Annotated in this window: 16 protein-coding genes; 15 read left to right on the top strand and 1 reads right to left on the bottom strand. The window is 63.3% G+C overall.

All coding sequences use genetic code 11. The features are described from left to right. Positions 1–103: 103 nt before the first annotated feature. From purL to ACK3CV_RS19205, 15 genes are all read left to right on the top strand, one after another. Positions 104–3,997, top strand: a complete 3,894-nt coding sequence (purL, locus tag ACK3CV_RS19275) for a phosphoribosylformylglycinamidine synthase (RefSeq protein WP_204280378.1) — start codon at positions 104–106, stop codon at positions 3,995–3,997. An 887-nt stretch (positions 3,998–4,884) separates the two neighbouring features. After that, entirely contained in the window at positions 4,885–6,321 is a 1,437-nt protein-coding gene (locus ACK3CV_RS19270; protein WP_033635614.1) for a sensor histidine kinase, read from the top strand. A 3-nt stretch (positions 6,322–6,324) separates the two neighbouring features. Continuing rightward, positions 6,325–7,197, top strand: a complete 873-nt coding sequence (gene qseG, locus ACK3CV_RS19265) for a two-component system QseEF-associated lipoprotein QseG (RefSeq protein ID WP_052475427.1) — start codon at positions 6,325–6,327, stop codon at positions 7,195–7,197. After that, entirely contained in the window at positions 7,194–8,534 is a 1,341-nt protein-coding gene (gene glrR / locus ACK3CV_RS19260; protein WP_033635613.1) for a two-component system response regulator GlrR, read from the top strand. Before qseG ends, glrR begins: the two co-directional genes overlap by 4 nt. Before the next feature lie 129 nt (positions 8,535–8,663). Then, complete coding sequence (locus ACK3CV_RS19255; protein ID WP_025303930.1) at positions 8,664–10,286, top strand: NAD+ synthase; 1,623 nt, start codon at positions 8,664–8,666, stop codon at positions 10,284–10,286. An 11-nt stretch (positions 10,287–10,297) separates the two neighbouring features. Beyond that, positions 10,298–10,636, top strand: coding sequence for a nitrogen regulatory protein P-II (gene glnB, locus ACK3CV_RS19250; RefSeq protein ID WP_004847623.1), 339 nt, complete (start codon positions 10,298–10,300; stop codon positions 10,634–10,636). Positions 10,637–10,921: 285 nt separating this feature from the next. Further along, entirely contained in the window at positions 10,922–11,845 is a 924-nt protein-coding gene (locus tag ACK3CV_RS19245; protein WP_004941365.1) for a LysR substrate-binding domain-containing protein, read from the top strand. Between the two features lie 115 nt (positions 11,846–11,960). Continuing rightward, entirely contained in the window at positions 11,961–13,424 is a 1,464-nt protein-coding gene (locus tag ACK3CV_RS19240) for a gamma-aminobutyraldehyde dehydrogenase (RefSeq protein WP_049194935.1), read from the top strand. Positions 13,425–13,497: 73 nt separating this feature from the next. After that, positions 13,498–14,652: a putative ABC transporter substrate-binding protein YdcS gene (gene ydcS / locus ACK3CV_RS19235; protein WP_033648931.1), complete on the top strand. Its 1,155-nt coding sequence runs from the start codon at positions 13,498–13,500 to the stop codon at positions 14,650–14,652. Positions 14,653–14,705: 53 nt separating this feature from the next. Further along, complete coding sequence (locus ACK3CV_RS19230) at positions 14,706–15,734, top strand: ABC transporter ATP-binding protein (RefSeq protein ID WP_164037939.1); 1,029 nt, start codon at positions 14,706–14,708, stop codon at positions 15,732–15,734. Position 15,735: 1 nt separating this feature from the next. After that, positions 15,736–16,680, top strand: a complete 945-nt coding sequence (locus ACK3CV_RS19225; protein ID WP_025303927.1) for an ABC transporter permease — start codon at positions 15,736–15,738, stop codon at positions 16,678–16,680. Beyond that, entirely contained in the window at positions 16,670–17,476 is an 807-nt protein-coding gene (locus tag ACK3CV_RS19220) for an ABC transporter permease (protein WP_004941378.1), read from the top strand. The genes ACK3CV_RS19225 and ACK3CV_RS19220 overlap by 11 nt, the downstream gene beginning before the upstream one ends. Before the next feature lie 35 nt (positions 17,477–17,511). Next, positions 17,512–18,936 (top strand): aminobutyraldehyde dehydrogenase, encoded by a 1,425-nt coding sequence (gene patD / locus ACK3CV_RS19215; RefSeq protein WP_164037942.1) that lies wholly within the window; start codon positions 17,512–17,514, stop codon positions 18,934–18,936. A gap of 80 nt (positions 18,937–19,016) precedes the next feature. Then, on the top strand, positions 19,017–20,927 hold the full coding sequence (locus ACK3CV_RS19210; protein ID WP_033635608.1) for an NAD(P)/FAD-dependent oxidoreductase: 1,911 nt from the start codon (positions 19,017–19,019) through the stop codon (positions 20,925–20,927). Then, positions 20,924–22,108, top strand: coding sequence for a c-type cytochrome (locus ACK3CV_RS19205; RefSeq protein WP_164037945.1), 1,185 nt, complete (start codon positions 20,924–20,926; stop codon positions 22,106–22,108). The genes ACK3CV_RS19210 and ACK3CV_RS19205 overlap by 4 nt, the downstream gene beginning before the upstream one ends. A 37-nt stretch (positions 22,109–22,145) precedes the next feature. Here ACK3CV_RS19205 and hmpA read toward each other — a convergent pair whose 3' ends face one another. Beyond that, positions 22,146–23,336, bottom strand: coding sequence for an NO-inducible flavohemoprotein (gene hmpA / locus ACK3CV_RS19200; RefSeq protein WP_164037948.1), 1,191 nt, complete (start codon positions 23,334–23,336; stop codon positions 22,146–22,148). Between the last annotated feature and the right edge of the window lie 256 nt (positions 23,337–23,592).

Below are 23,592 nucleotides of genomic sequence, written 5' to 3'. Positions count from 1 at the left end.
AACGGTTTCGTCGGCGGCGAGGATTCTCTATAATGACGCGCGTTTTCCCCTGTTGCGCCCAATGAAGCGTCTTATCCGTCGCTTCGAAGACGAGAGAACTTTGATTATGGAAATTCTGCGTGGTTCGCCCGCTTTATCGGCTTTTCGCATTACCAAACTGCTGTCCCGCTGCCAGGAAGCTCACCTGCCCGTCAGTGATATCTACGCCGAGTACGTCCACTTTGCCGATGTTAGCGCACCGCTCAGTGCCGAAGAACACGCCAAGCTTCAGCGGCTGCTCAAGTACGGTCCTTCTCTCGCCGAACACGCTCCCGAAGGCCGGTTGCTGCTGGTTACGCCGCGTCCGGGCACCATTTCTCCCTGGTCTTCCAAAGCCACCGACATCGCCCACAACTGCGGTCTGCAGCAGGTCGTGCGCCTGGAGCGCGGCCTGGCGTTCTACGTCAAGGCGCCCGAGCTGACGGAAACCCAGTGGCGGCAGCTCGCCGCGCTGCTGCACGATCGCATGATGGAAACCGTCTTCAGCGAGCTGCAACAGGCCGAACAGCTGTTCGCGCACCATCAGCCGGCGCCGTATCAGTCGGTCGACGTGCTGGGCGCAGGGCGCGCCGCGCTGGAGCAGGCCAACGTCCGGCTCGGCCTGGCGCTGGCGCAGGACGAGATCGACTACCTGCTGAATGCCTTTACCGGTTTGGGGCGCAACCCGACGGATATCGAACTTTATATGTTCGCGCAGGCCAACTCCGAGCACTGCCGCCACAAGATTTTCAACGCCGACTGGATCATCGACGGCGAACAGCAGCCTAAATCGCTGTTCAAAATGATCAAAAACACCTATGAGCAGACGCCGGACTATGTGCTGTCGGCGTATAAAGACAACGCCGCCGTGATGGAAGGCTCGCAGGTCGGCCGCTTCTTCGCCGCGCCGGAGACCGGCTCCTACGATTACCATCAGGAAGACGCGCACATCCTGATGAAGGTGGAAACCCACAACCACCCGACGGCGATCTCGCCGTGGCCGGGCGCCGCGACCGGCTCTGGCGGCGAGATCCGCGACGAGGGGGCTACCGGCCGCGGCGCCAAGCCGAAGGCCGGCCTGGTGGGCTTCTCGGTGTCCAACCTGCGTATTCCCGGCTTTGAACAGCCGTGGGAACAGGATTTCGGCAAGCCGGAACGCATCGTCACCGCGCTGGATATCATGACCGAAGGCCCGCTGGGCGGCGCGGCGTTCAACAACGAATTCGGTCGTCCGGCGCTGCTGGGCTACTTCCGTACCTATGAAGAGCGCGTCAACAGCCACAACGGCGTTGAGCTGCGCGGCTACCACAAACCGATCATGCTGGCGGGCGGCATCGGCAACATCCGTGCCGATCACGTGCAGAAAGGGGAAATCACCGTCGGCGCCAAGCTGGTGGTGCTGGGCGGCCCGGCGATGAATATCGGCCTGGGCGGCGGCGCGGCATCGTCGATGGCGTCCGGCCAGTCCGACGCCGATCTGGACTTCGCTTCGGTGCAGCGCGACAACCCGGAAATGGAGCGCCGCTGTCAGGAAGTGATCGACCGCTGCTGGCAGCTGGGCGATCAGAACCCGATCCTGTTTATCCATGACGTCGGCGCCGGCGGCCTGTCCAACGCCATGCCGGAGCTGGTGAGCGACGGCGGCCGCGGCGGCCGCTTCGAGCTGCGTGATATCCTCAACGACGAGCCGGGCATGAGCCCGCTGGAAGTGTGGTGCAACGAATCGCAGGAACGTTACGTGATGGCGATCGCCCCGGCGCAGATGGCGCAGTTCGACGAGATCTGCCGCCGCGAGCGCGCGCCTTACGCGGTGATCGGCGAAGCGACCGAAGAACAGCACCTGACGCTCAACGACCGCCACTTCGACAACCAGCCGATCGACATGCCGCTGGACGTGCTGCTCGGCAAGACGCCGAAAATGACCCGCGACGTCACCCGCCTGCAGGCGAGCGGCGAGGCGGTGCAGCGCGAGGACATCACGCTGGCCGACGCGGTGAAACGCGTGCTGCATCTGCCGGCCGTGGCGGAGAAAACCTTCCTGATCACCATCGGCGATCGCACCGTTACCGGCATGGTGGCGCGCGACCAGATGGTCGGCCCGTGGCAGATCCCGGTGGCCGATTGCGCGGTCACCACCGCCAGCCTGGACAGCTATTACGGCGAAGCGATGTCGCTCGGTGAACGCGCGCCGGTGGCGCTGCTGGACTTCGCCGCCTCCGGCCGCCTGGCGGTCGGGGAAGCGCTGACCAACCTGGCCGCCACCGAGATCGGCAGCCTGAAGCGCGTGAAGCTGTCCGCCAACTGGATGGCCGCCGCCGGCCACCCGGGCGAAGACGCCGGCCTGTACGAAGCGGTGAAAGCGGTGGGCGAAGAACTGTGCCCGGCGCTGGGCATCACTATCCCGGTGGGTAAAGACTCCATGTCGATGAAGACCCGCTGGCAAGAAGGCAACGAACAGCGTGAAATGACCTCGCCGCTGTCGCTGGTCATCACTGCCTTCGCCCGCGTGGAGGATGTGCGCCACACCGTGACGCCGCAGCTGCGCACCGATAAGGGCGACAGCGCGCTGCTGTTGATCGACCTGGGCAACGGCCATAACGCGCTGGGTGCCACCGCGCTGGCGCAGGTTTATCGCCAACTGGGCGACAAACCGGCCGACGTGCGCAACGTTGCGCAGCTGGCGGGCTTCTTCAACGCCATGCAGCAGCTGGTGGCCGATCAAGCGCTGTTGGCTTACCACGACCGCGCCGACGGCGGCCTGCTGGTGACGCTGGCGGAGATGGCCTTCGCCGGTCACTGCGGCGTGGACGTCAACCTCGACGGCCTCGGCGACGATGCGCTGGCGGTGCTGTTCAACGAAGAGCTGGGCGCGGTGATCCAGGTGAGCGCCGAACGTCTCGATGACGTGAAGCAGGCGTTCGCTCAGCACGGTCTGACCGACAACGTGCATCACATCGGCAGCGTGCAGGCCGGCGATCGTTTCGTCATCACCCAATACGGCCAGGCGCTGTACAGCGAAAGCCGCAATACGCTGCGCACCTGGTGGGCGGAAACCACCTGGCAGATGCAGCGCCTGCGCGACAACCCGGCGTGCGCCGATCAGGAACATCAGGCCAAGCAAGATGAACAAGATCCCGGCCTGAACGTGAAGCTGACCTTCGCACCGCAGGAAGACATCGCCGCGCCGTATATCGCCAAGGGCGCTCGCCCGAAAGTGGCGGTGCTGCGCGAGCAGGGGGTGAACTCCCACGTTGAAATGGCGGCGGCGTTCCACCGCGCCGGCTTTGACGCGGTGGACGTGCATATGAGCGATCTGCTGGCGGGGCGCCGCGATCTGCAGGACTTCCACACGCTGGTGGCCTGCGGCGGCTTCTCTTACGGCGACGTACTGGGCGCCGGCGAAGGCTGGGCGAAGTCTATCCTGTTCAACGAGCGGGTGCGCGACGAGTTCGAAGCGTTCTTCCACCGTCCGCAGACGCTGGCGCTGGGCGTGTGCAATGGCTGCCAGATGATGTCCAACCTGCGCGAGCTGATCCCGGGCGCCGAACACTGGCCGCGCTTTGTGCGCAACCTGTCGGATCGCTTCGAGGCGCGTTTCAGCCTGGTGGAAGTGGCGGCCAGCCCGTCGCTGTTCCTGCAGGGCATGACCGGTTCGCGTATGCCGATCGCCGTTTCCCACGGCGAGGGGCATGTCGAAGTGCGCGATGCGGCGCATCTGGCCGCGCTGGAAAGCCACGGCCTGGTGGCGCTGCGTTTCGTCAACAACGCCGGTCAGGTGACGGAAACTTACCCGGCCAACCCGAACGGTTCGCCGAACGGCATTACCGCCGTGACCAGCGCCAACGGGCGCGCCACGGTGATGATGCCGCACCCGGAACGCGTGTTCCGCACCGTCAGCAACTCCTGGCACCCGGAAGAGTGGGGCGAGGACAGCCCGTGGATGCGCATGTTCCGCAACGCCCGTAAGCAGCTGGGCTAAAAACGGCCACCGCCGTACAGAGGGTGCAAGCAATTGCGCCCTTTTTTATGGCCGGCGTTCGCCGTCTGGCGGCAGTGTCTGCATTTAGCGACAGGCGCTATTTTCCCTGTCGCTAAATGGAGACATTTAACTATTTGATTTTATTAATGGTAAATGGGTTTGGCTTTAGTTGTCTGCATTTAGCGACAGCACGGCGTTTTTTTCATCGCTCATCGGGGCGTGATGCACAAAGAAATTTGCTGATATAATCTTATTTTTTAATAAAATCATATAGTTATTATTTTTATTGCAAAGTTGGCACGTAACGTGCATTATTCTCGGCGGCTGCTCATTCACCTTTTTATGACGGCGCCGTAATTAGACGGCAAATCGCCTCATAAGCCTCCGAATGATGCCAAAGAAATGGTGCCTATCGTCCAACCAAACCGATAACAGACCGTGCAAGCGGCTTTATCAAGCATCGGGCGACACGTGGAGTGAGGCACCGCCTGTATCCAACTGTGATGAAGGGTTCATCAATCCTGGATACTTACGGATGCTATTCGTCCTGTTCGATGCCAGCCGCTGCGCTACATCACCCTGGGGACGAGGTTTAAGGGCATCCACACTTTCCTTGCGTTGGGGCAAGTTTCTTGCCCCGATGTCATTTCTCAACGCTGCGCTTATCCCTGTTGCGTTGCCTATGCCCTCGAACGCAGACGCTATCCCCACACTCTCGTTTTCGCACCGGTTGATGTTGCCGGGGCCGCATGCCGTCGGCAGGCCAGGCCTATGGGCGCGGTTCACCGACCACGCGGCTTTTTCCTTGCGCGTTCAGGATTCTCCCTTGCCGGGCTTTTCTCTTTCCGGCGAGTCAGTTAGCATCGTGACAGAGCTGAGAGAATGAGATGATTTCGTTGAAAAGATGGCGTTTATTCCCCCGTTCGCTGCGGCAATTGGTGCTGCTGGCCTTCCTGTTGGTGCTGCTGCCGCTGCTGGTGCTGGCCTATCAGGCCTACCAGAGCCTGGATCACCTCAGCGCGCAGGCGGCGGACATCAACCGCACCACGCTGGTGGACGCGCGGCGCAGCGAGGCGATGACCAGCGTGGCGCTGGAGATGGAGCGCAGCTATCGTCAGTACTGCGTGCTGGTCGATCCCACGCTGCAAAAGCTGTATCAGAACCAGCGCAAGCAGTATTCGCAGATGCTGGACGCCCATGCGCCGATTCTGCCGGACGAGCGCTATTATCAAACGTTGCGCCAGCTGCTGACCCAGCTGGCGGCGATCAAATGCCATAACAGCGGGCCGGATCAAGAGGCTTCCGCCTTGCTCGAGTCGTTCTCGCGCTCCAACGCCGAAATGGTGCAGGCCACGCGCGCGGTGGTGTTCTCGCGCGGCCAGCAGCTCCAGCAGGCCATCGCCGAGCGCGGCCAGTTCTTCGGCTGGCAGGCGCTGCTGCTGTTCCTGGTCAGCGTGCTGCTGGTGGTGCTGTTCACCCGCATGATCATCGGGCCGGTCAAGGCCGTGGAGCGGATGATCAACCGTCTGGGGGAAGGGCGCGCGCTGGGCAGCACCGCGTCGTTCAAAGGGCCGCGCGAGTTGCGTTCCCTGGCGCAGCGCATTATCTGGCTGAGCGAGCGGCTGGCGTGGCTGGAATCGCAGCGCCACGAGTTCTTGCGCCATATCTCGCACGAGCTGAAAACGCCGCTGGCCAGCATGCGCGAAGGCACCGAGCTGCTGGCCGACGAGGTGGCGGGGCCGCTGACTTCCGATCAGAAAGAGGTGGTGACGATCCTCGACAACAGCAGCCGCCATCTGCAGCAGCTGATTGAACAGCTGCTGGATTACAACCGCAAACTGGCCGATGGCCCGGCGGCACATGAGAACGTAGAGCTGCGCGAAATGGTCGATTTGGTGGTCGCCGCGCACAGTTTGCCGGCGCGGGCGAAGATGATTTCCACCGAAATTGCGCTGGAGGCGGAAATCTGCTGGGCAGAGCCTACGCTATTAATGCGCGTGCTGGATAATCTCTATTCCAATGCGGTGCACTACGGCAAGGAATCCGGTAACATTTGGATCCGCAGCCGTCAGGTTGGACAACGGGTGCAAATCGACGTCGCCAATACCGGCACGCCGATCCCCGAGGCTGAAAGAGCCATGATTTTCGAGCCTTTTTTCCAGGGTAGTCACCAGCGAAAAGGGGCGGTAAAAGGAAGCGGACTGGGGTTGAGCATCGCTCAGGACTGTATCCGTCGCATGCGCGGTGAGCTGCAACTGGCGACGGTCGCCGGTGCAGACGTCTGCTTCCGCATTGAATTGCCGTTAACCGCCGAGAATGAATAAATAATGTACACATGGTCTAAGCGCCTTCGTCTTTCACAGACCGAAGGTTCACCGCGTGCCACGCACAGGACGCCGCTCGGCAAACGCCCGATCGGCTGGTTGGGCGCCGTCTTCTTCATGCCGCTGTTGCTGGCGGGCTGCGTCGATCGCGCCGTCAGCGGCGGCCTGAACGCTCAGCAGCAAGAGGCGATCCCGGATACCAAGGTGATCGATTACCGCACCGCGGCTTGCGATACCCTGTGGCAGTTGGACGACAAGGACGCGCTGGATAACGCGCTCTACTGGCTGCGCGCGATGGACTGCGCCGATCGCATCGGGTCGACCCAGGCGCGCGCGCTGGCGAAAACGGTGCCTGGCGACAGCTGGTCCGGCGTTTTCAAACAGAGCATCCTGTTGGGCAGCGCGCAGCCGACCTCCGGCGAGCGCCGCCAGATGATTGACAGGATCAACAGCTACCGAATGGAGTTCCCCGGCTCGTTGCGGCCGCTGACGCAGCTGTGGCGCCAGCAGCAGATGCTGCAGATCACGCTGTTCGATGAAAAAGCGCGCTATCAGCATCTGCAGGAGAGCAGCGACAGCCAGATCGATTCGCTGCGCCAGAACCAGGCGCGTTTGCAATCGCAACTGCAGGACACCTCGCGCAAGCTGGAAAACCTGACCGACATCGAGCGCCAGCTCTCTTCGCGCAAGCAGCTGCAAGGGGAAATCCCGGAAAACAACACAGGCTCGCAAAAGGGCGAAGCCGCCGGTAAAAACGGCGCGGCCGCCAAAGGGGCGGAGCCGCAGGACGAACCGGAAAAGGGCACCGCGCTGCCGGTTGAACCGGAAGACACCTATACGCCGCCCCCTGCCAATAAGGAGTCTCACGCGCAATGACCGCACGCAAACCGGCCAACCTGCTCTTGGTTGACGACGATCCCAGCCTGCTGAAGCTGCTGGGCATGCGTCTGACCAGCGAAGGTTTTCACGTCACCACCGCCGAAAGCGGCCAGGAAGCGCTGCGCCTGCTGGCGCGCGAACAGATCGATCTGGTGATCAGCGATCTGCGTATGGACGAGATGGACGGCATGGCGCTGTTCGCCGAGATCCAAAAGCATCAGCCGGGCATGCCGGTGATCATTCTCACCGCGCACGGTTCGATTCCCGATGCGGTGGCCGCCACCCAGCAGGGGGTGTTCAGCTTCCTGACCAAACCGGTGGATCGCGATGCGCTGTACAAGGCGATCGACGAAGCGCTCGCGCTGTCGGCCACCCCGGCCGGCGACGACGCCTGGCGCGAAGATATCGTCACCCGCAGCCCGCTGATGCTGCGCCTGCTGGAGCAGGTGAAAATGGTGGCGCAGTCCGACGTCAGCGTCTTGATCAACGGCCAGAGCGGCACCGGCAAAGAGGTGGTGGCGCAGGCGATCCACGCCGCCAGCCCGCGCGCCGGCAAGGCGTTCATCGCCATCAACTGCGGCGCGCTGCCGGAGCAGCTGCTGGAGTCCGAACTGTTCGGCCACGCCAAGGGCGCCTTTACCGGCGCGGTCAGCAGCCGCGAAGGGCTGTTCCAGGCGGCGGCGGGCGGCACGCTGTTCCTCGACGAGATCGGCGATATGCCGCTGTCGCTGCAGGTGAAGTTGCTGCGCGTGCTGCAGGAGCGCAAGGTGCGGCCGCTGGGCAGCAACCGCGATCTGGACATTGACGTGCGCATCATCTCCGCCACCCACCGCGATCTGCAAAAGGCGATGGCGAAGAACGAGTTCCGCGAAGATCTCTACTATCGCCTCAACGTGGTGAACCTGAAGATCCCGGCGCTGAACGAACGCGCCGAAGATATCCCGCTGCTGGCCAACCACCTGTTGCGCGAAGCGGCCCAGCGGCACAAGCCGTTCGTGCGCAGCTTCTCGACCGACGCCATGAAGCGGCTGATGACCGCCAGCTGGCCGGGCAACGTGCGCCAGCTGGTCAACGTCATCGAGCAGTGCGTGGCGCTGACCTCGGCGCCGGTGATCGGCGAAGCGCTGGTGGAGCAGGCGCTGGAAGGGGAAAACACCGCGCTGCCGACCTTCGCCGAAGCGCGCAACCAGTTCGAATTGCACTACCTGCGCAAGCTGTTGCAGATCACCAAGGGCAACGTGACCCAGGCCGCGCGCATGGCGGGCCGCAACCGCACCGAGTTTTACAAATTGCTGTCGCGCCACGAGCTGGACGCCAACGATTTTAAAGAATGACAGTTTGCCGCCGGTGCCTGCCACGCAGGTTCTCAACAAATCCGGCGGAATGATTTACACTCCGTTCTCTTTGCCGCGGCGCGCCCGGCGTAGAGCACCATGGAACGTATTAAGCGGGATCGTACACAAATGAGCAGATCACTTTCCATCGCCCTGGCCCAGCTGAACCTGCTGGTCGGCGACATTGAAGGCAACACCGAACGCATGTTGCAAATCGTGCAGGAGCAGCAGAAGGCGGGAGCCGATCTGGTCATGTTCAGCGAACTGGCGCTGTCCGGCTACCCGCCGGAAGATCTGCTGTATCGCAATGATTTCTATCAGCGCTGCGACGCGCAGCTGCTGCGCCTGCAGCAGGCCTCCGCCGAGACCGCGATCCTGGTCGGCCACCCGTGGCGCGAAGGCGACAAGCTGTATAACGCGCTGTCGCTGTTCGCCGAAGGCCGCCTGCTGACCCGCTACTTTAAACAGCAGCTGCCGAACTACGGCGTGTTCGATGAGAAGCGCTATTTCCACGCCGGCAACGACACCTGCGTGGTGGAACTGAAAGGCTACCGTCTGGGGCTGCTGATTTGCGAAGATCTGTGGTTCCCTGAGCCGATTGACGCCGCCAAGGCGGCCGGCGCGGAAATTATCCTGTCGATCAACGCCTCACCGTATAACCGCGAAAAGCCGTATATCCGCAAAACCCTGATGGCCGGCCACTGCCAGCGCACCCAGCTGCCGCTGGTGTACCTCAATCAGGTCGGCGGCCAGGATGAGCTGATCTTCGACGGCTGCTCCAAGGTCTTCGACGCCGCCGGCACCATGACTCACCGTCTGGCGGCCTTCGACGAGCAGGTGACCCGCCTGGAATTCAACGAGCTGGCCGTGGTGCCGATGGCCGATCCGGCCGCCGAGCTGCCGCAGCTGGCGCAGGTGTACCAGGCGCTGGTGTTGGCGGTGCGCGACTACGTGACCAAAAACGGCTTTAAAGGCGCGGTGCTGGGCCTGTCCGGCGGCATCGACTCGGCGCTGACGCTGGCGATCGCCGTGGATGCGCTGGGCAAAGACAAGGTGCAGGCGCTGATGATGCCGTTCCGCTATACCGCGGACATCAGCATCGCCGACGCCAAGGAAGAGGCGGAAATCCTCGGCGTGGAGTTCGATATCGTCTCCATCGAACCGATGTTCGACGCCTTTATGGGCCAGCTGTCGCCGATGTTCGCCGGCACCGAGCGCGACACCACCGAAGAAAACCTGCAGGCGCGTTGCCGCGGGGTGGTGCTGATGGCGCTGTCCAACAAACGCCGCAGCATCGTGCTGACCACCGGCAACAAGAGCGAAATGGCGGTGGGATACGCCACGCTGTACGGCGATATGGCCGGCGGTTTCGACGTGCTGAAGGACGTGCCGAAAACGCTGGTGTTCAAGCTGTCCGAATACCGTAACACCGTCTCCTACGTGATCCCGCAGCGGGTGATCGATCGTCCGCCGTCCGCTGAGCTGGCGCCGGATCAGGTCGATCAGGACAGCCTGCCGCCATACGATATCCTGGACGCGATCCTGGAAGGCTACGTTGAGCGCGACAAATCGGTTGCCGATCTGGTGGCCGAAGGGTTCGACGAAGCGATCGTGCGCAAGGTGATCCGCCTGGTGGACATCAACGAATACAAGCGGCGTCAGGCCGCCGTCGGGCCGCGTATCACCGCCCGTAACTTCGGCAAAGACCGCCGCTACCCCATCACATCCGGTTTTGGCCGCAAAAATTGGTAAAAGGAAAGAAGATGAAAAAGATCGACGCGATTATCAAGCCGTTCAAACTGGATGACGTCCGCGAAGCGCTGGCCGAAGTGGGCATCACCGGCATGACGGTCACCGAAGTGAAAGGCTTCGGCCGCCAGAAGGGCCATACCGAGCTGTACCGCGGCGCCGAGTACATGGTCGACTTTCTGCCCAAGGTGAAGATCGAGATCGTGGTTGCCGACGACATCGTCGACACCTGCGTGGAAACCATCATGCAGACCGCGCAGACCGGCAAGATCGGCGACGGCAAAATCTTCGTCTTCGACGTGGCGCGCGTGGTGCGCATTCGTACCGGCGAGCAGGACGAAGAAGCGATTTAATGTGATCGTCTACCGAGCACCGCCAGCTTGAGCCTGGGCAGTGCTCGGTCTCCTCACGTACTGCGTGTACGCTCCGGGCCCTGCGCGCTGGCCGTGCCCAATCTGGCCGGCGCTCGCTACGCCCCACACCTCAGTGAACATCTCCCGACTTCTCCACAATTCTGGTTATTTTCACCATTAGCATTCTAAAAAAGCGAACGCTATCGCATTTTTGATACTTTGCCCGATCGCTTCACGGCCGGCGTCTACACTCAACGCAATGTTTTTGCTTGAGGAATCATCCCCATGATGACGTTACGCCAAATCCGCCACTTTATCGCGGTGGCGGAAACCGGGTCGATCTCCGCCGGCGCCCAGGCGGTGTTTGTCTCCCAGTCTTCGCTGACGCTGGCGATCCAGCAGTTGGAAACCGAGATCGGCGTGCGGCTGTTCGATCGCCACGCCAAGGGCATGACGCTGACCCATCAGGGGCACCAGTTTCTGCGCCAGTCGTATCTGATTCTGGCGACGGTGGACAACGCCAAGCGCAGCCTGCAGATCGGCACCGAAAGCCTGACCGGCAAGCTGACCGTCGGCGTCACCAGCCTGGTGGCCGGCTACTTCCTGGTGGAGCTGCTTACGCGCTTTAAATCGGCCTATCCCAACGTCACCGTACAGGTGGTTGAAGACGAGCGCCCGTATATCGAGCATCTGCTGGTCAGCGGCGAGATCGACATCGGCGTGCTGATCCTGTCGAACATCGAAGACCGCGACGCGCTGCAGACCGAGGTGCTGATGCACTCGCCGTATCGCCTGTGGTTGCCGCCGCTGCACCCGCTGCTGGAGCACGAGAGCATCAGCCTGGCGGACGTGGCCAAACAGCCGCTGATCCAGCTCAACGCCGATGAAATGGACGTGCACGCGCGGCGCATCTGGGCGCGCGCCGGGCTGAAACCGGAGATCGCCATGAAGACCGCCTCGACTGAGGCGGTGCGCAGCCTGGTGGCGGCAGGGATGGGGGTCTCCATCCAGCCGGACATGGCGTACCGCGCCTGGTCGCTGGAAGGCAACATGATCGAGGCGCGCAAGCTGGACGATCTGCTGGAGCCGCTGGACATCGGGTTGGCGTGGCGGCGTGGCAGCGCGCGGCCGGAGCTGGTGACGCCGTTCCTTACCATCGCGCGCGAGAACGGCAGCAAACACGCCGCCGGGCTTAAGCATTCGATTTAATCGAACGCGGCGTTCAGTATTTAGAATTTGTTGCCCGCCAGAGGCTCGCTTAGGCTGATTAAAACTAACTTATTCACATTTGGTTAACGTTTTTGTCACTTAGGGGCGTCAGGCGATGGCAGATGTGCAGGTTCTCTCAGGTTTGTCCTGTCAGCAGTTCATTAACGGTCAGCTTATCGACGGCGAAGGCCAGCAGGAGTGCATCGTCAATCCGGCCAACGGCGAGACGCTGATCGCCCTGACCGAAGCCTCTTCGGCGCAGGTCGGCGGCGCGGTGAAAGCCGCGCAGCAGGCGTTCGGCCACTGGTCGCGCACCACGCCGGCCCAGCGCGCCGCTCTGTTGCTGCGCATCGCCGACGCCATCGAGCGGCAGGCGCCGCAGCTGGCGCAGCTGGAAGCCCTCAACTGCGGTAAACCACTGCATCAGGCGCTCAATGACGATCTGCCGGCGGCGGTCGACGTGTTCCGCTTCTTCGCCGGCGCGGTGCGCACGCAGCAAGGGCAGCTGGCCGGCGAGTATGTGCCGGGCCACACCTCGATGATCCGCCGCGATCCGATCGGCGTGGTGGCCTCGATCGCCCCCTGGAACTATCCGTTGATGATGGCGGCGTGGAAGATCGCGCCGGCGTTGGCGGCGGGCAATACCGTGGTGTTTAAACCCTCCGAACATACGCCGCTGACTATTCTGGCGCTGGTGCCGGCGCTGCAGGAGATCCTGCCGCCGGGCGTGCTGAATATCGTCTACGGCGGCGGCGAAGGGGTCGGCAGCCAGCTGGTGGGGCACCCGCAGGTGCGGCTGGTGTCGGTCACCGGCGATATCGTCACCGGGCAAAAAATTCTTCAGGCGGCGGCCAAAAGCGTCAAGCGCACCCACCTGGAACTGGGGGGCAAGGCGCCGGTGATCGTCTGCGACGACGCCGATCTCGACGAAGTGGTCAACGGCATTCGCACCTACGGCTATTACAACGCCGGCCAGGACTGCACCGCCGCCTGCCGCATCTACGCGCAGGCGGGCATCTATCCCAAGCTGGTGGACGCGCTGGGCGAGGCGGTCGCCAGCCTGCGTTTCGCCCGCAAGCGCGATCAGGACAACGAAATCGGCCCGTTAATCAGTGCCCGCCAGCGCGATCGCGTCGCCAGCTTCGTCGAGCGGGCGCTCAGCCAACCGCATATCGAATTGATCACCGGCGCCGCGGCCCACTCCGGGCCGGGGTTCTATTACCAACCGACCCTGCTGGCGGGCTGCCTGCAAAGCGACGAAATCGTGCAGCGCGAGGTGTTTGGCCCGGTGGTCAGCGTCACGCGCTTCGAACACCTGGAGCAGGCGGTGGCGTGGGCCAACGACTCGGAATACGGGCTGGCTTCGTCGGTGTGGACGCAAAATATCGATCGGGCGCTGCACATCGCCGCCCATCTGCAGTACGGCAGCACCTGGATCAACACCCATTTCACCTTGGCGAGCGAGATGCCGCACGGCGGCCTGAAACGCTCCGGCTACGGCAAGGATCTGTCCAGCGATTCGCTGCAGGATTACAGCGTTGTCAGGCACGTAATGGCGAAGTTCAAAGCCGGCTTCTAACGGTTATATCAAGAAAAATCAGGCGGCAGCCGTTCCCTGCCGCATACCGATAAGCAACACAGGGGTAATTACGATGGGAAAAACTACCGCAGTCACCACCACCGTCTCCGCGCTCTGTCTTACCGTGCTGTGCGGCCTGGCCCAGGCGGCCGATCTGCCGCAGACGCTGGGCAAAGGCGAAGGCCGGCTGGATATCATCGCCTGGCCCGGCTACATCGAACGCGGCCAGTCCGACAAAAACTACGACTGGGTCACCCAGTTTGAGAAGCAAACCGGCTGTGCGGTGAACGTGAAGACCGCCGCCACCTCTGATGAAATGGTCAGCCTGATGGCCAAGGGCGGCTACGATCTGGTGACCGCCTCCGGCGACGCCTCGCTGCGCCTGATCTTCGGCAAGCGGGTGCAGCCGATCAACACCGCGCTGATCCCGAACTGGAAGAACATCGATCCGCGCCTGCTGAACGGCGCCTGGTACACCGTGGACGGCAAAACCTACGGCACGCCGTACCAGTGGGGGCCGAACCTGCTGATGTACAACACCAAAACCTTCCCGACGCCTCCGGACAGCTGGGCGGTGATCTTCCAGCAGCAGAACCTGCCGGACGGCAAGAGCAACCAGGGCCGGGTGCAGGCTTACGACGGCCCGATCTACATCGCCGACGCGGCGCTGTTCCTGAAGGCCACCCAGCCGCAGCTCGGCATCAGCGATCCATACCAGCTCAACGAAGAGCAGTATCAGGCGGCGCTGAAGCTGCTGCGCAGCCAGCACGCGCTGATCCACCGCTACTGGCACGACACCTCGGTGCAGATGAGCGACTTTAAAAACGAAGGCGTGGTGGCCTCCAGCGCCTGGCCGTATCAGGCCAACGCCCTGAAGGGCGAGGGGCAGCCGATCGCCACCGTGTTCCCGAAAGAGGGCGTGACCGGCTGGGCGGACACCACCATGCTGCATGCCGACGCCAAGCACCCGAGCTGCGCCTACCAGTGGATGAACTGGTCGCTGGAGCCGAAGGTGCAGGGCGACGTGGCGGCCTGGTTCGGGTCGGTGCCGGCTTCGCCGGCGGGCTGCAAGGCCAGCGCGCTGCTGGGTGAGAAGGGCTGCGAAACCAACGGCTTCAACCAGTTCGACAAAATCGCCTTCTGGAAAACGCCGCAGGCGCAGGGCGGCAAGTTCGTGCCGTACAGCCGCTGGACCCAGGATTACATCGCCATCATGGGCGGCCGCTAAGCCGCGGGGCGCAGCCCGCTGCGCCCGAACTACATCAGTATGGAGCACAGAAAATGACCATTGCCGTGCAATTCATCGATGTTTCGCGGAGTTTCGGCGATGTTCGCGCCGTGGATCGGGTATCCATCGACATTCAGGACGGGGAATTCTTCTCCATGCTCGGGCCGTCCGGCTCGGGCAAAACCACCTGCCTGCGCCTGATCGCCGGCTTTGAACAGCTCACTTCCGGCTCGATTCGCATCCACGGCCAGGAAGCCGCCAACCTGCCGCCGTACCAGCGCGACGTGAATACGGTGTTTCAGGATTACGCGCTGTTCCCGCACATGTCGGTGCTGGAAAACGTCGCCTACGGCCTGATGGTGAAGGGCGTCGCCAAACGCGAGCGGCTGGCGCGGGCGCAAGAGGCGCTGGAGAGCGTGGCGCTCGGTTTCGTTGCCGAACGCAAACCGGCGCACCTGTCGGGCGGCCAGCGGCAGCGCGTGGCGTTGGCGCGCGCGCTGGTCAATCGGCCGCGGGTGCTGCTGCTGGACGAACCGCTCGGCGCGCTGGATCTCAAGCTGCGCGAGCAGATGCAGGGCGAGCTGAAGAAGCTGCAGCGCCAGCTGGGCATCACCTTTATCTTCGTCACCCACGATCAAAGCGAAGCGCTGTCGATGTCCGATCGGGTGGCGGTGTTCAATAACGGCCGCATCGAACAGGTGGATACGCCGCGCGAGCTTTACATGCGGCCTAAGACGCCGTTCGTCGCCGAATTCGTCGGCACCTCCAACGTGGTGCGCAGCGAGCTGGCGCAGCGCCTGCTCGGCGAAAGCCGAACCTTCTCGATCCGGCCGGAGCATATCCGCCTGCTGGAGCAGGGCGGCGCGGCGCAGGACGAGATCCAGGTGCAGGGCACGCTGCAGGAAATCCATTACCAGGGCGCGGCCACGCGGTATGAAATCGCGCTGAACGGCGGCGAAAAGCTGCTGGTCAGCCAGGCCAATCCGCAGTGGCTCGCCGAAGGGCAACAGCGGCAGATCGGCCAGCCGATCGTCGCCTGCTGGCCGCGCGCGGCGATGGTGCCGCTGCTGGAGGAGAGGTGAGATGGACATGAGCATCGATTCCCCCTCGGCGCGCGGCGGCACCGTGCGCGCGCTGTCGACCTGGCTCTATCGCCGGCCGACGCTGTATCTGCTTTTGCTGCTGGTGCCGCCGCTGCTGTGGTTCGGCGCGGTGTACCTCGGTTCGCTGCTGACGCTGCTGTGGCAAGGGTTTTACACCTTCGACGATTTCACCATGGCGGTGACGCCGGATCTGACCTTCGCCAACCTGGCGGCGCTGTTCAACCCGGCCAACTACGACATCATCCTGCGCACGCTGACCATGGCGGTGCTGGTGTCGCTGGCCAGCGCGGTGCTGGCGTTCCCGATCGCCTATTACATGGCGCGCTACACCAGCGGCCGCGTCAAGGCGTTCTTTTACATCGCGGTGATGATGCCGATGTGGGCCAGCTATATCGTTAAAGCCTACGCCTGGACCCTGCTGCTGGCGAAAGACGGCGTGGCGCAGTGGTTCCTGCAGCACCTGGGGCTGGAGCCGCTGTTGGCTTCGCTGCTGACGGTGCCCGGCGTCGGCGGCAACACGCTGTCGACCTCAGGGCTGGGGCGTTTTCTGGTGTTCGTCTATATCTGGCTGCCGTTCATGATCCTGCCGATCCAGGCGGCGCTGGAGCGCCTGCCGCCCTCGCTACTGCACGCCTCGGCGGATCTGGGCGCCCGGCCGGCGCAGACCTTCCGCCACGTCATTTTGCCGCTGGCGGTGCCGGGCATCGCCGCCGGGTCGATCTTCACCTTTTCGCTGACGCTGGGCGACTTTATCGTGCCGCAGCTGGTGGGGCCGCCGGGCTATTTCATCGGCAGCATGGTGTACGCCCAGCAGGGTGCGATCGGCAATATGCCGATGGCCGCGGCCTTTACGCTGGTGCCGATCGTCCTGATCGCCATTTACCTTTCCATCGTCAAACGTCTGGGGGCTTTCGATGCACTCTGAACGCGCGCCCTTAGGGCTGAAGCTGGCCGCCTGGGGCGGACTTGTCTTCCTGCATTTCCCGTTGGCGATCATCGCCATCTACGCCTTCAACACCGAGGATGCCGCTTTCAGCTTCCCGCCGAAGGGGTTCACGCTGCACTGGTTCAACGTTGCCGCGGGGCGGCAGGATATCCTCGATGCGGTGCTGCTGTCGGCGCAGATCGCCTGCCTGGCGACCGCCATCGCGCTGGTGCTCGGCACCCTGGCGGCGGCGGCGCTGTATCGGCGCGATTTCTTCGGCAAGGACAGCATTTCGCTGCTGTTGCTGCTGCCGATCGCGCTGCCGGGGATCGTCACCGGTCTGGCGCTGCTGGCGGCGTTCAAGGCGCTGAACATCGAGCCGGGCATCCTGACCATCGTCGTCGGCCATGCGACGTTCTGCGTGGTGATCGTGTTCAACAACGTCATCGCCCGGTTCCGCCGCACCTCGTACAGCCTGATCGAAGCGTCGATGGATCTCGGCGCCGACGGCTGGCAAACCTTCCGTTACGTGATCTTGCCGAACCTCGGCTCGGCGCTGCTGGCCGGGGGCATGCTGGCGTTCGCGCTGTCGTTCGATGAAATCATCGTGACCACCTTTACCGCCGGCCACGAGCGCACGCTGCCGCTGTGGCTGCTGAACCAGCTCGGTCGCCCGCGCGATGTGCCGATCACCAACGTGGTGGCGCTGTCGGTAATGCTGTTGACCATGCTGCCGATCCTCGGCGCTTACTACCTGACCAAAGGTGGGGAAAGCGTCGCCGGCAGCGGCAAATAATTTCCTTACCCGACCTCTGATAAAAGGATAACCCTATGCAAAGCCAACTGTTGATTGACGGCCAACTGGTGAACGGCCAGGGCGCGACCCAGCCGGTGTATAACCCGGCGACCGGCGAAGTGATCGCGCAGGTGGCGGAGGCCAGCCCGGAGCAGGTCGATCGCGCGGTGCTGGCGGCGGACGCCGCGTTCGCCGCCTGGGGGCAAACCACGCCGAAAGAGCGCGCCGAGCATCTGCTCAAGCTGGCGGATCTGATCGACGCGCATGCCGAGACCTTCGCCAGGCTGGAGTCGCTCAACTGCGGCAAGCCTTATCACTGCGTGTTGAACGACGAACTGCCGGCGGTGGCCGACGTGTTTCGCTTCTTCGCCGGGGCCAGCCGCTGCCTGACCGGCATGGCGGCCGGCGAGTATCTGGCCGGGCATACCTCGATGATCCGCCGCGATCCGCTGGGCGTGGTGGCTTCGATCGCGCCGTGGAACTACCCGCTGATGATGGCGGCCTGGAAACTGGCGCCGGCGCTGGCGGCGGGCAACTGCGTGGTGATCAAGCCTTCCGAGCAGACGCCGCTGGCCACTTTCAAACTGGCCGAACTGGCCGCCGGACTGTTCCCGCCGGGCGTGCTCAACGTGCTGTTCGGCCGCGGCGCAAGCGTCGGCGATCGGTTGACCGGGCATGACAAGGTGCGCATGGTGTCGCTGACCGGCTCGATCGCCACCGGCGAGCACATCATCGCCCACACCGCCGCCGGCATTAAGCGCACCCATATGGAACTGGGCGGCAAGGCGCCGGTGCTGGTGTTCGACGACGCCGATCTGCAGCAGGTGGTGGACGGCATTCGCGGCTTCGGTTTCTACAACGCCGGGCAGGATTGCACCGCCGCCTGCCGCATCTACGCGCAGAAAAGCATTTATCCCGAGCTGGTGAAGCGGCTGGGCGAGGCGGTGGCCAGCCTGAAGATCGGTGCGCCGGACGACGAGAGCACCGAGCTGGGGCCATTGATTACCGCCCAGCATCTGGAACGGGTCGCCGGTTTTGTCGAGCGCGCCAAAGCCTTGCCGCACGTGCAGGTGGTGACCGGCGGCGAGAAGGTGAAGGGGCCGGGTTACTACTTCCAGCCGACGCTGCTGGCCGGCGCGCGCCAGGAGGATGAAATCGTGCAGCGCGAGGTGTTCGGCCCGGTAGTGACGGTGACGCCGTTTGACGACGAAGAGCAGGTGCTGGCCTGGGCGAACGAATCCAACTACGGGCTGGCGTCGTCCGTGTGGACTCGCGACGTGGGCCGCGCGCATCGCTTAAGCGCCCGCCTGCAATACGGCTGCACCTGGGTGAACACCCACTTCATGCTGGTGAGCGAAATGCCGCACGGCGGCCAGAAACTGTCCGGCTACGGCAAGGATATGTCGATGTACGGGCTGGAGGATTACACCGCCATTCGTCATGTGATGTTCAAACATTGATTTTACAGTAATTATCCGCACAATAGCGCGGCCTTCGGGCCGGCCCCGGCCGGCCGATGATAATAAAAAAGGAAGCCTATATGGGTATTACCCGACGCGATTTTCTCAACGGGGTGGCGATCACCATCGCCGCCGGGTTGACGCCGCTGCAAATCTTGCGCGCGTCGCCGCAAACCGCCAATCAAACCCTGTACTACCCGCCGGCGCTGACCGGGCTGCGGGGTAACCATCCGGGCTCGTTCGAGCATGCGCACCAGTTGGGGCGCGACGGCAAAACCTTTGATTTCGGCAGCGTGCCCGCCGTTGAAGAGTTCGATCTGGTGGTGGTCGGCGCCGGCATCAGCGGGCTGGCGGCCGCCTGCTTCTGGCAGCAGCTGAAAGGTGAGCAGCAGCGCATTTTGCTGATCGACAACCATGACGACTTCGGCGGCCACGCCAAGCGCAACGAATTCAACACCGACGACGGCATGCTGCTCGGCTACGGCGGCAGCGAATCGCTGCAGTCGCCGCGCTCCAACTTCAGCCCGGTGGCGATGGGGCTGCTGCGCAAGCTCGGCGTCGATATCGATCGGCTGGAGCAGGCGTTTGACACCACCTTCTACCCGGATCTGAACCTGAGCCGCGGGGTTTACTTCGATCGCAAGAACTTCGGCGTCGACAAGGTGGTGAGCGGCGATCCGGGCCGCACGGTGGCGGACGACATTCCACGCGATCGCCTCAACGGCCGCTCTTATGAAGCGTTCATCGGCGATTTCCCGCTGCCGGAAAGCGATCGCCAGGCGTTGATCGCGCTGCATACGGTGAAGAAAGATTATCTGCCGGAGATGACGCTGGAGCAGAAGGTCGAGTGGCTCGATACCCACAGCTACACCCAGTTCCTGCGCGAGAAGGTGGGCCTGAGTGAGCTGGCGATCCGTTATTTCCAGCAGACCACCAACGATTTCCAGGCGGTGGGCATCGACGGCACGTCGTGCAGCGATGCGCGCATCTGCGATCTGCCGGGCCTTGACGGCATGAATCTGCCGCCGCTGGACGAGGAGTCGCAGGCGGATCTCGACGATCCTTACGTGTTCCACTTCCCGGACGGCAACGCCACGCTGGCGCGCCTGATGGTGCGCAAGCTGATCCCGGCGGTGGCGCCGGCCGGCAAAGACATGAACGACGTGGTGCTGGCCAAATTCGACTACGGCCAGCTCGATCGGCCGGAATCGCCGGTGAAGCTGCGTTTGAACAGCACCGGGCTGCATGCGGCCAACGTCGGCGACAAGGTGGAAGTCACCTATATGACCGGCGAGAAGATGACCAAGGTGCGCGCCGGGCAGGTGGTGATGGCCGGCTACAACATGATGATCCCGTACCTGGTGCCGGAGATGTCGCACGAGCAGCAGGAGGCGCTGAAACAGAACGTCAAGTCGCCGCTGGTGTACAGCAAGGTGGTGATCCGCAACTGGCAACCGTTCATCAAGCTGGGCGTGCACGAGATCTATTCGCCGGCCGCGCCGTACAGCCGCGTGAAGCTGGATTACCCGGTGAGCATGGGCGGGTATCAGCACCCGCGCGATCCGGATCGGCCGATCGGCCTGCATATGGTGTACGTGCCGACGCTGCCGGGCAGCGGCCTCAGCCCGCGCGAGCAGTCGCGCAAAGGGCGCGCGCTGCTGCTGGGCACGCCGTTCGAGGTGCACGAGCAGATGATCCGCGAACAGCTGCAGGGCATGCTGGGCGAGGCCGGTTTCGACCATCAGCGCGACATTCAGGCGATCACCGTCAACCGCTGGTCGCACGGTTACTCCTACTTCCTCAACGGACTGTTTGACGACGAAGACGAGGCCACGAAAATCATCGAAACGGCGCGGCAGCCGATCGGCAAGATCGTTATCGCCAACTCCGATGCCGACTGGAGCCCGTACGCCAACTCGGCGATCGATCAGGCGTGGCGCGCGGTGAATGAACTGGCCTACGGCAAGGTTGCCGCCAAGGAGGGAGCATGAGTCTGCGTTCGCTGTACCTGTTGAGCCTGCTGGCGGCTGGCGGCTCGGCCCAGGCGATGTCGGCCGGGGAATATGTCGCCAAAGCCGGTGACTGCACCGCCTGCCATACCGCGCCGGGCGGCGCCGAATTGGCGGGTGGCATGAAGTTCCCGACGCCGCTCGGGGCTATCTACGCCACCAATATCACGCCGGACAAGCTGCACGGCATCGGCGCCTATTCGTTCGAAGAGTTCGATCGCGCCATGCGCCAGGGAGTAGCCAAAGACGGCCACCGGCTCTACCCGGCGATGCCGTACACCTCCTACGCCAAAATGAGCGCGGAAGACATGCGCGCGCTGTATGACTACCTGATGAAAGAGGTGCCGGCGCAGAACGTCGCCAACCGCGCCAGCGACATCAGCTGGCCGCTGTCGATGCGCTGGCCGCTGGCGGTGTGGAACCAGCTGTTCCACGACGACCGGCCGTATCAGGCGGATCCGCAACAAAGCGCCGAGTGGAACCGCGGCGCCTACCTGGTGCAGGGCGCGGGCCATTGCGGCAGCTGCCACACGCCGCGCGGCTGGGCGATGCAGGAGAAGGGGCTGGACGGCAAGGAGCCGGTGTTCCTGAGCGGCGCCGAGCTGGACGGCTGGTATGCCTCCAATCTGCGCGGCCTGCCGCCGGAAGAGGTGACGGCGCTGCTGAAAACCGGCCGCAGCCGCCATGCGGCGGTCGCCGGGCCGATGAGCGAGGTGGTGACCCACAGCACGCAGTATCTCAGCGACGGCGATCTGAACGCTATCGCGGTGTACCTGCGCAGCCTGGCGTCGGACACCGCCGCCAAAGCCGCTGCGCCTGCCGCGCAGGCGGATAACCCGGGCGGCAAGGCGACCTACGCGATGTACTGCTCGACCTGCCACGGCAACAAGGGGGAGGGCACCGACTTCGCCATTCCGGCGTTGGCGGGCAATGCCACGGTAACGGCGGACAATCCGCTGACCGCGCTGCGGGTGGTGTTGGAGGGGGCGCATACGCCGATCACGCAGCAGGCGATGGCGTTTGACATGCCGGCTTACGGCTGGGCGTTGAACGATCGGCAGGCGGCGGATCTGATGAGCTATCTGCGGGGAAGCTGGGGCAACCAGGCGGCGCCGGTGACGGTGCAGCAGGTGCAGGACGCGCGCCAACTGCAGGCGAAATGAAGAGGGAGCGCGGTCTGACGGCCGCGCTCCGCAAGCATTACAGCACCTTATGCGGGCCGAAGCATTCGTAGTGGATGCGTTCGGCCTCTACGCCCATTTCCAGCAGCTGTTTGCCCACGAACTGCATGAAGGCCACCGGGCCGCAGAAGTAATAGTGCATCTGCGGATCGGCCAGGCTGCCTTGCAGCGCGCTCAAATCCATCAATCCGCGGCTGTGGTAGTCGCGGCCTTCCACGTCATCGGCGCCCGGCTCGCGGTACCACACATGGCGGCTCAGATTCGGCATGCGCCCGGCAATATCCGCCACTTCATCGGCAAAGGCGTGCACGCCGCCGTTTTCTGCCGCGTGCAGCCAGTGGACCTGCGCCTGATGCTGGCTGTCGTGCAGGGTGTTGAGCATGCCGAGCATCGGGGTTTGGCCGACGCCGGCGGAGATCAGCGCCACCGGCGTGGTCTGGGCCACGTCGAGGAAGAAGTCGCCGTGCGGCGGGGCGATGTAGATCACGTCGCCTTCCTGCGCCTGCTGGTGCAGGTAGTTGGACACTTTCCCCTGATCTTCGCGCTTCACCGCGATGCGGTAGAACTCTCCGTTCGGCGAGGTGGTCAGCGAGTACTGGCGAATTTCCTGATGTTCCAGGCTGTCGTGCTTGATGTAGACCGCCAGGTATTGCCCCGGTTTGAAGTCCGCCACCCGGCCGCCGTCCACCGGCGCCAGCACGAAACTGCAAATCACGTCGCTCTGCGGCTGTTTCTTCAGGATGCGGAACGCGCGCAGATCGCGCCAGCCGCCGTTGTCGGTTTCACTCTGCTGATAAATCTGTTCTTCACGCTGGATAAATACGTTGGCCAGCACGCCGTAGGCCTTGCCCCAGGCGTCCAGGACTTCCTGACCCGGGCTGAACATTTCGTCCAGGGTCGCCAGCAGGTGACCGCCGACGATGTTGTACTGCTCCGGCTGGATATTGAAGCTGGTGTGCTTCTGCGCGATGCGCTCCACCGCCGGCAGCAGCGCCGCCAGGTTCTCGATGTTGGCGGCATAGGCGCAGATGGCGTCGAACAGCGCCTGACGCTGATCGCCGTTGCGCTGGTTGCTCATGTTGAAAATGTCTTTCAATTCCGGGTTGTGCGCGAACATGCGATCGTAAAAGTGGGCGGTCAGCTTCGGCCCGGTCGCAGCCAGCAGGGGAATGGTGGATTTCACGGTGGCGATGGTTTGGCTATCCAGCATGGAAGCGCTCCTTGGGTTGGGATCTTGACGATAATTTTAATGATGTATTTTAAATGCATCTTATTGGGTTCCGCGTCGCTTGTAAATACCCTTGTTTTCGTTGCGGTGTTCTTCGGGCGTCGATCGCGCTCACAGAACATGAAAAAAGCGCATTGTTCGCATGAGGAAATGTCCGTTGATAAACGGCGGCGTTTCGCGGATCAAAGCCTTGCGCCACCTTATGCCAATCGTTTGCGTAAAAACCTCTGTCAAGACC

The organism is Serratia sp. TSO36 (genome assembly GCF_057808395.1).
The sequence above is the reverse complement of the archived record's forward strand: the minus strand, read 5'-3'. Positions and strand labels throughout refer to the sequence as shown.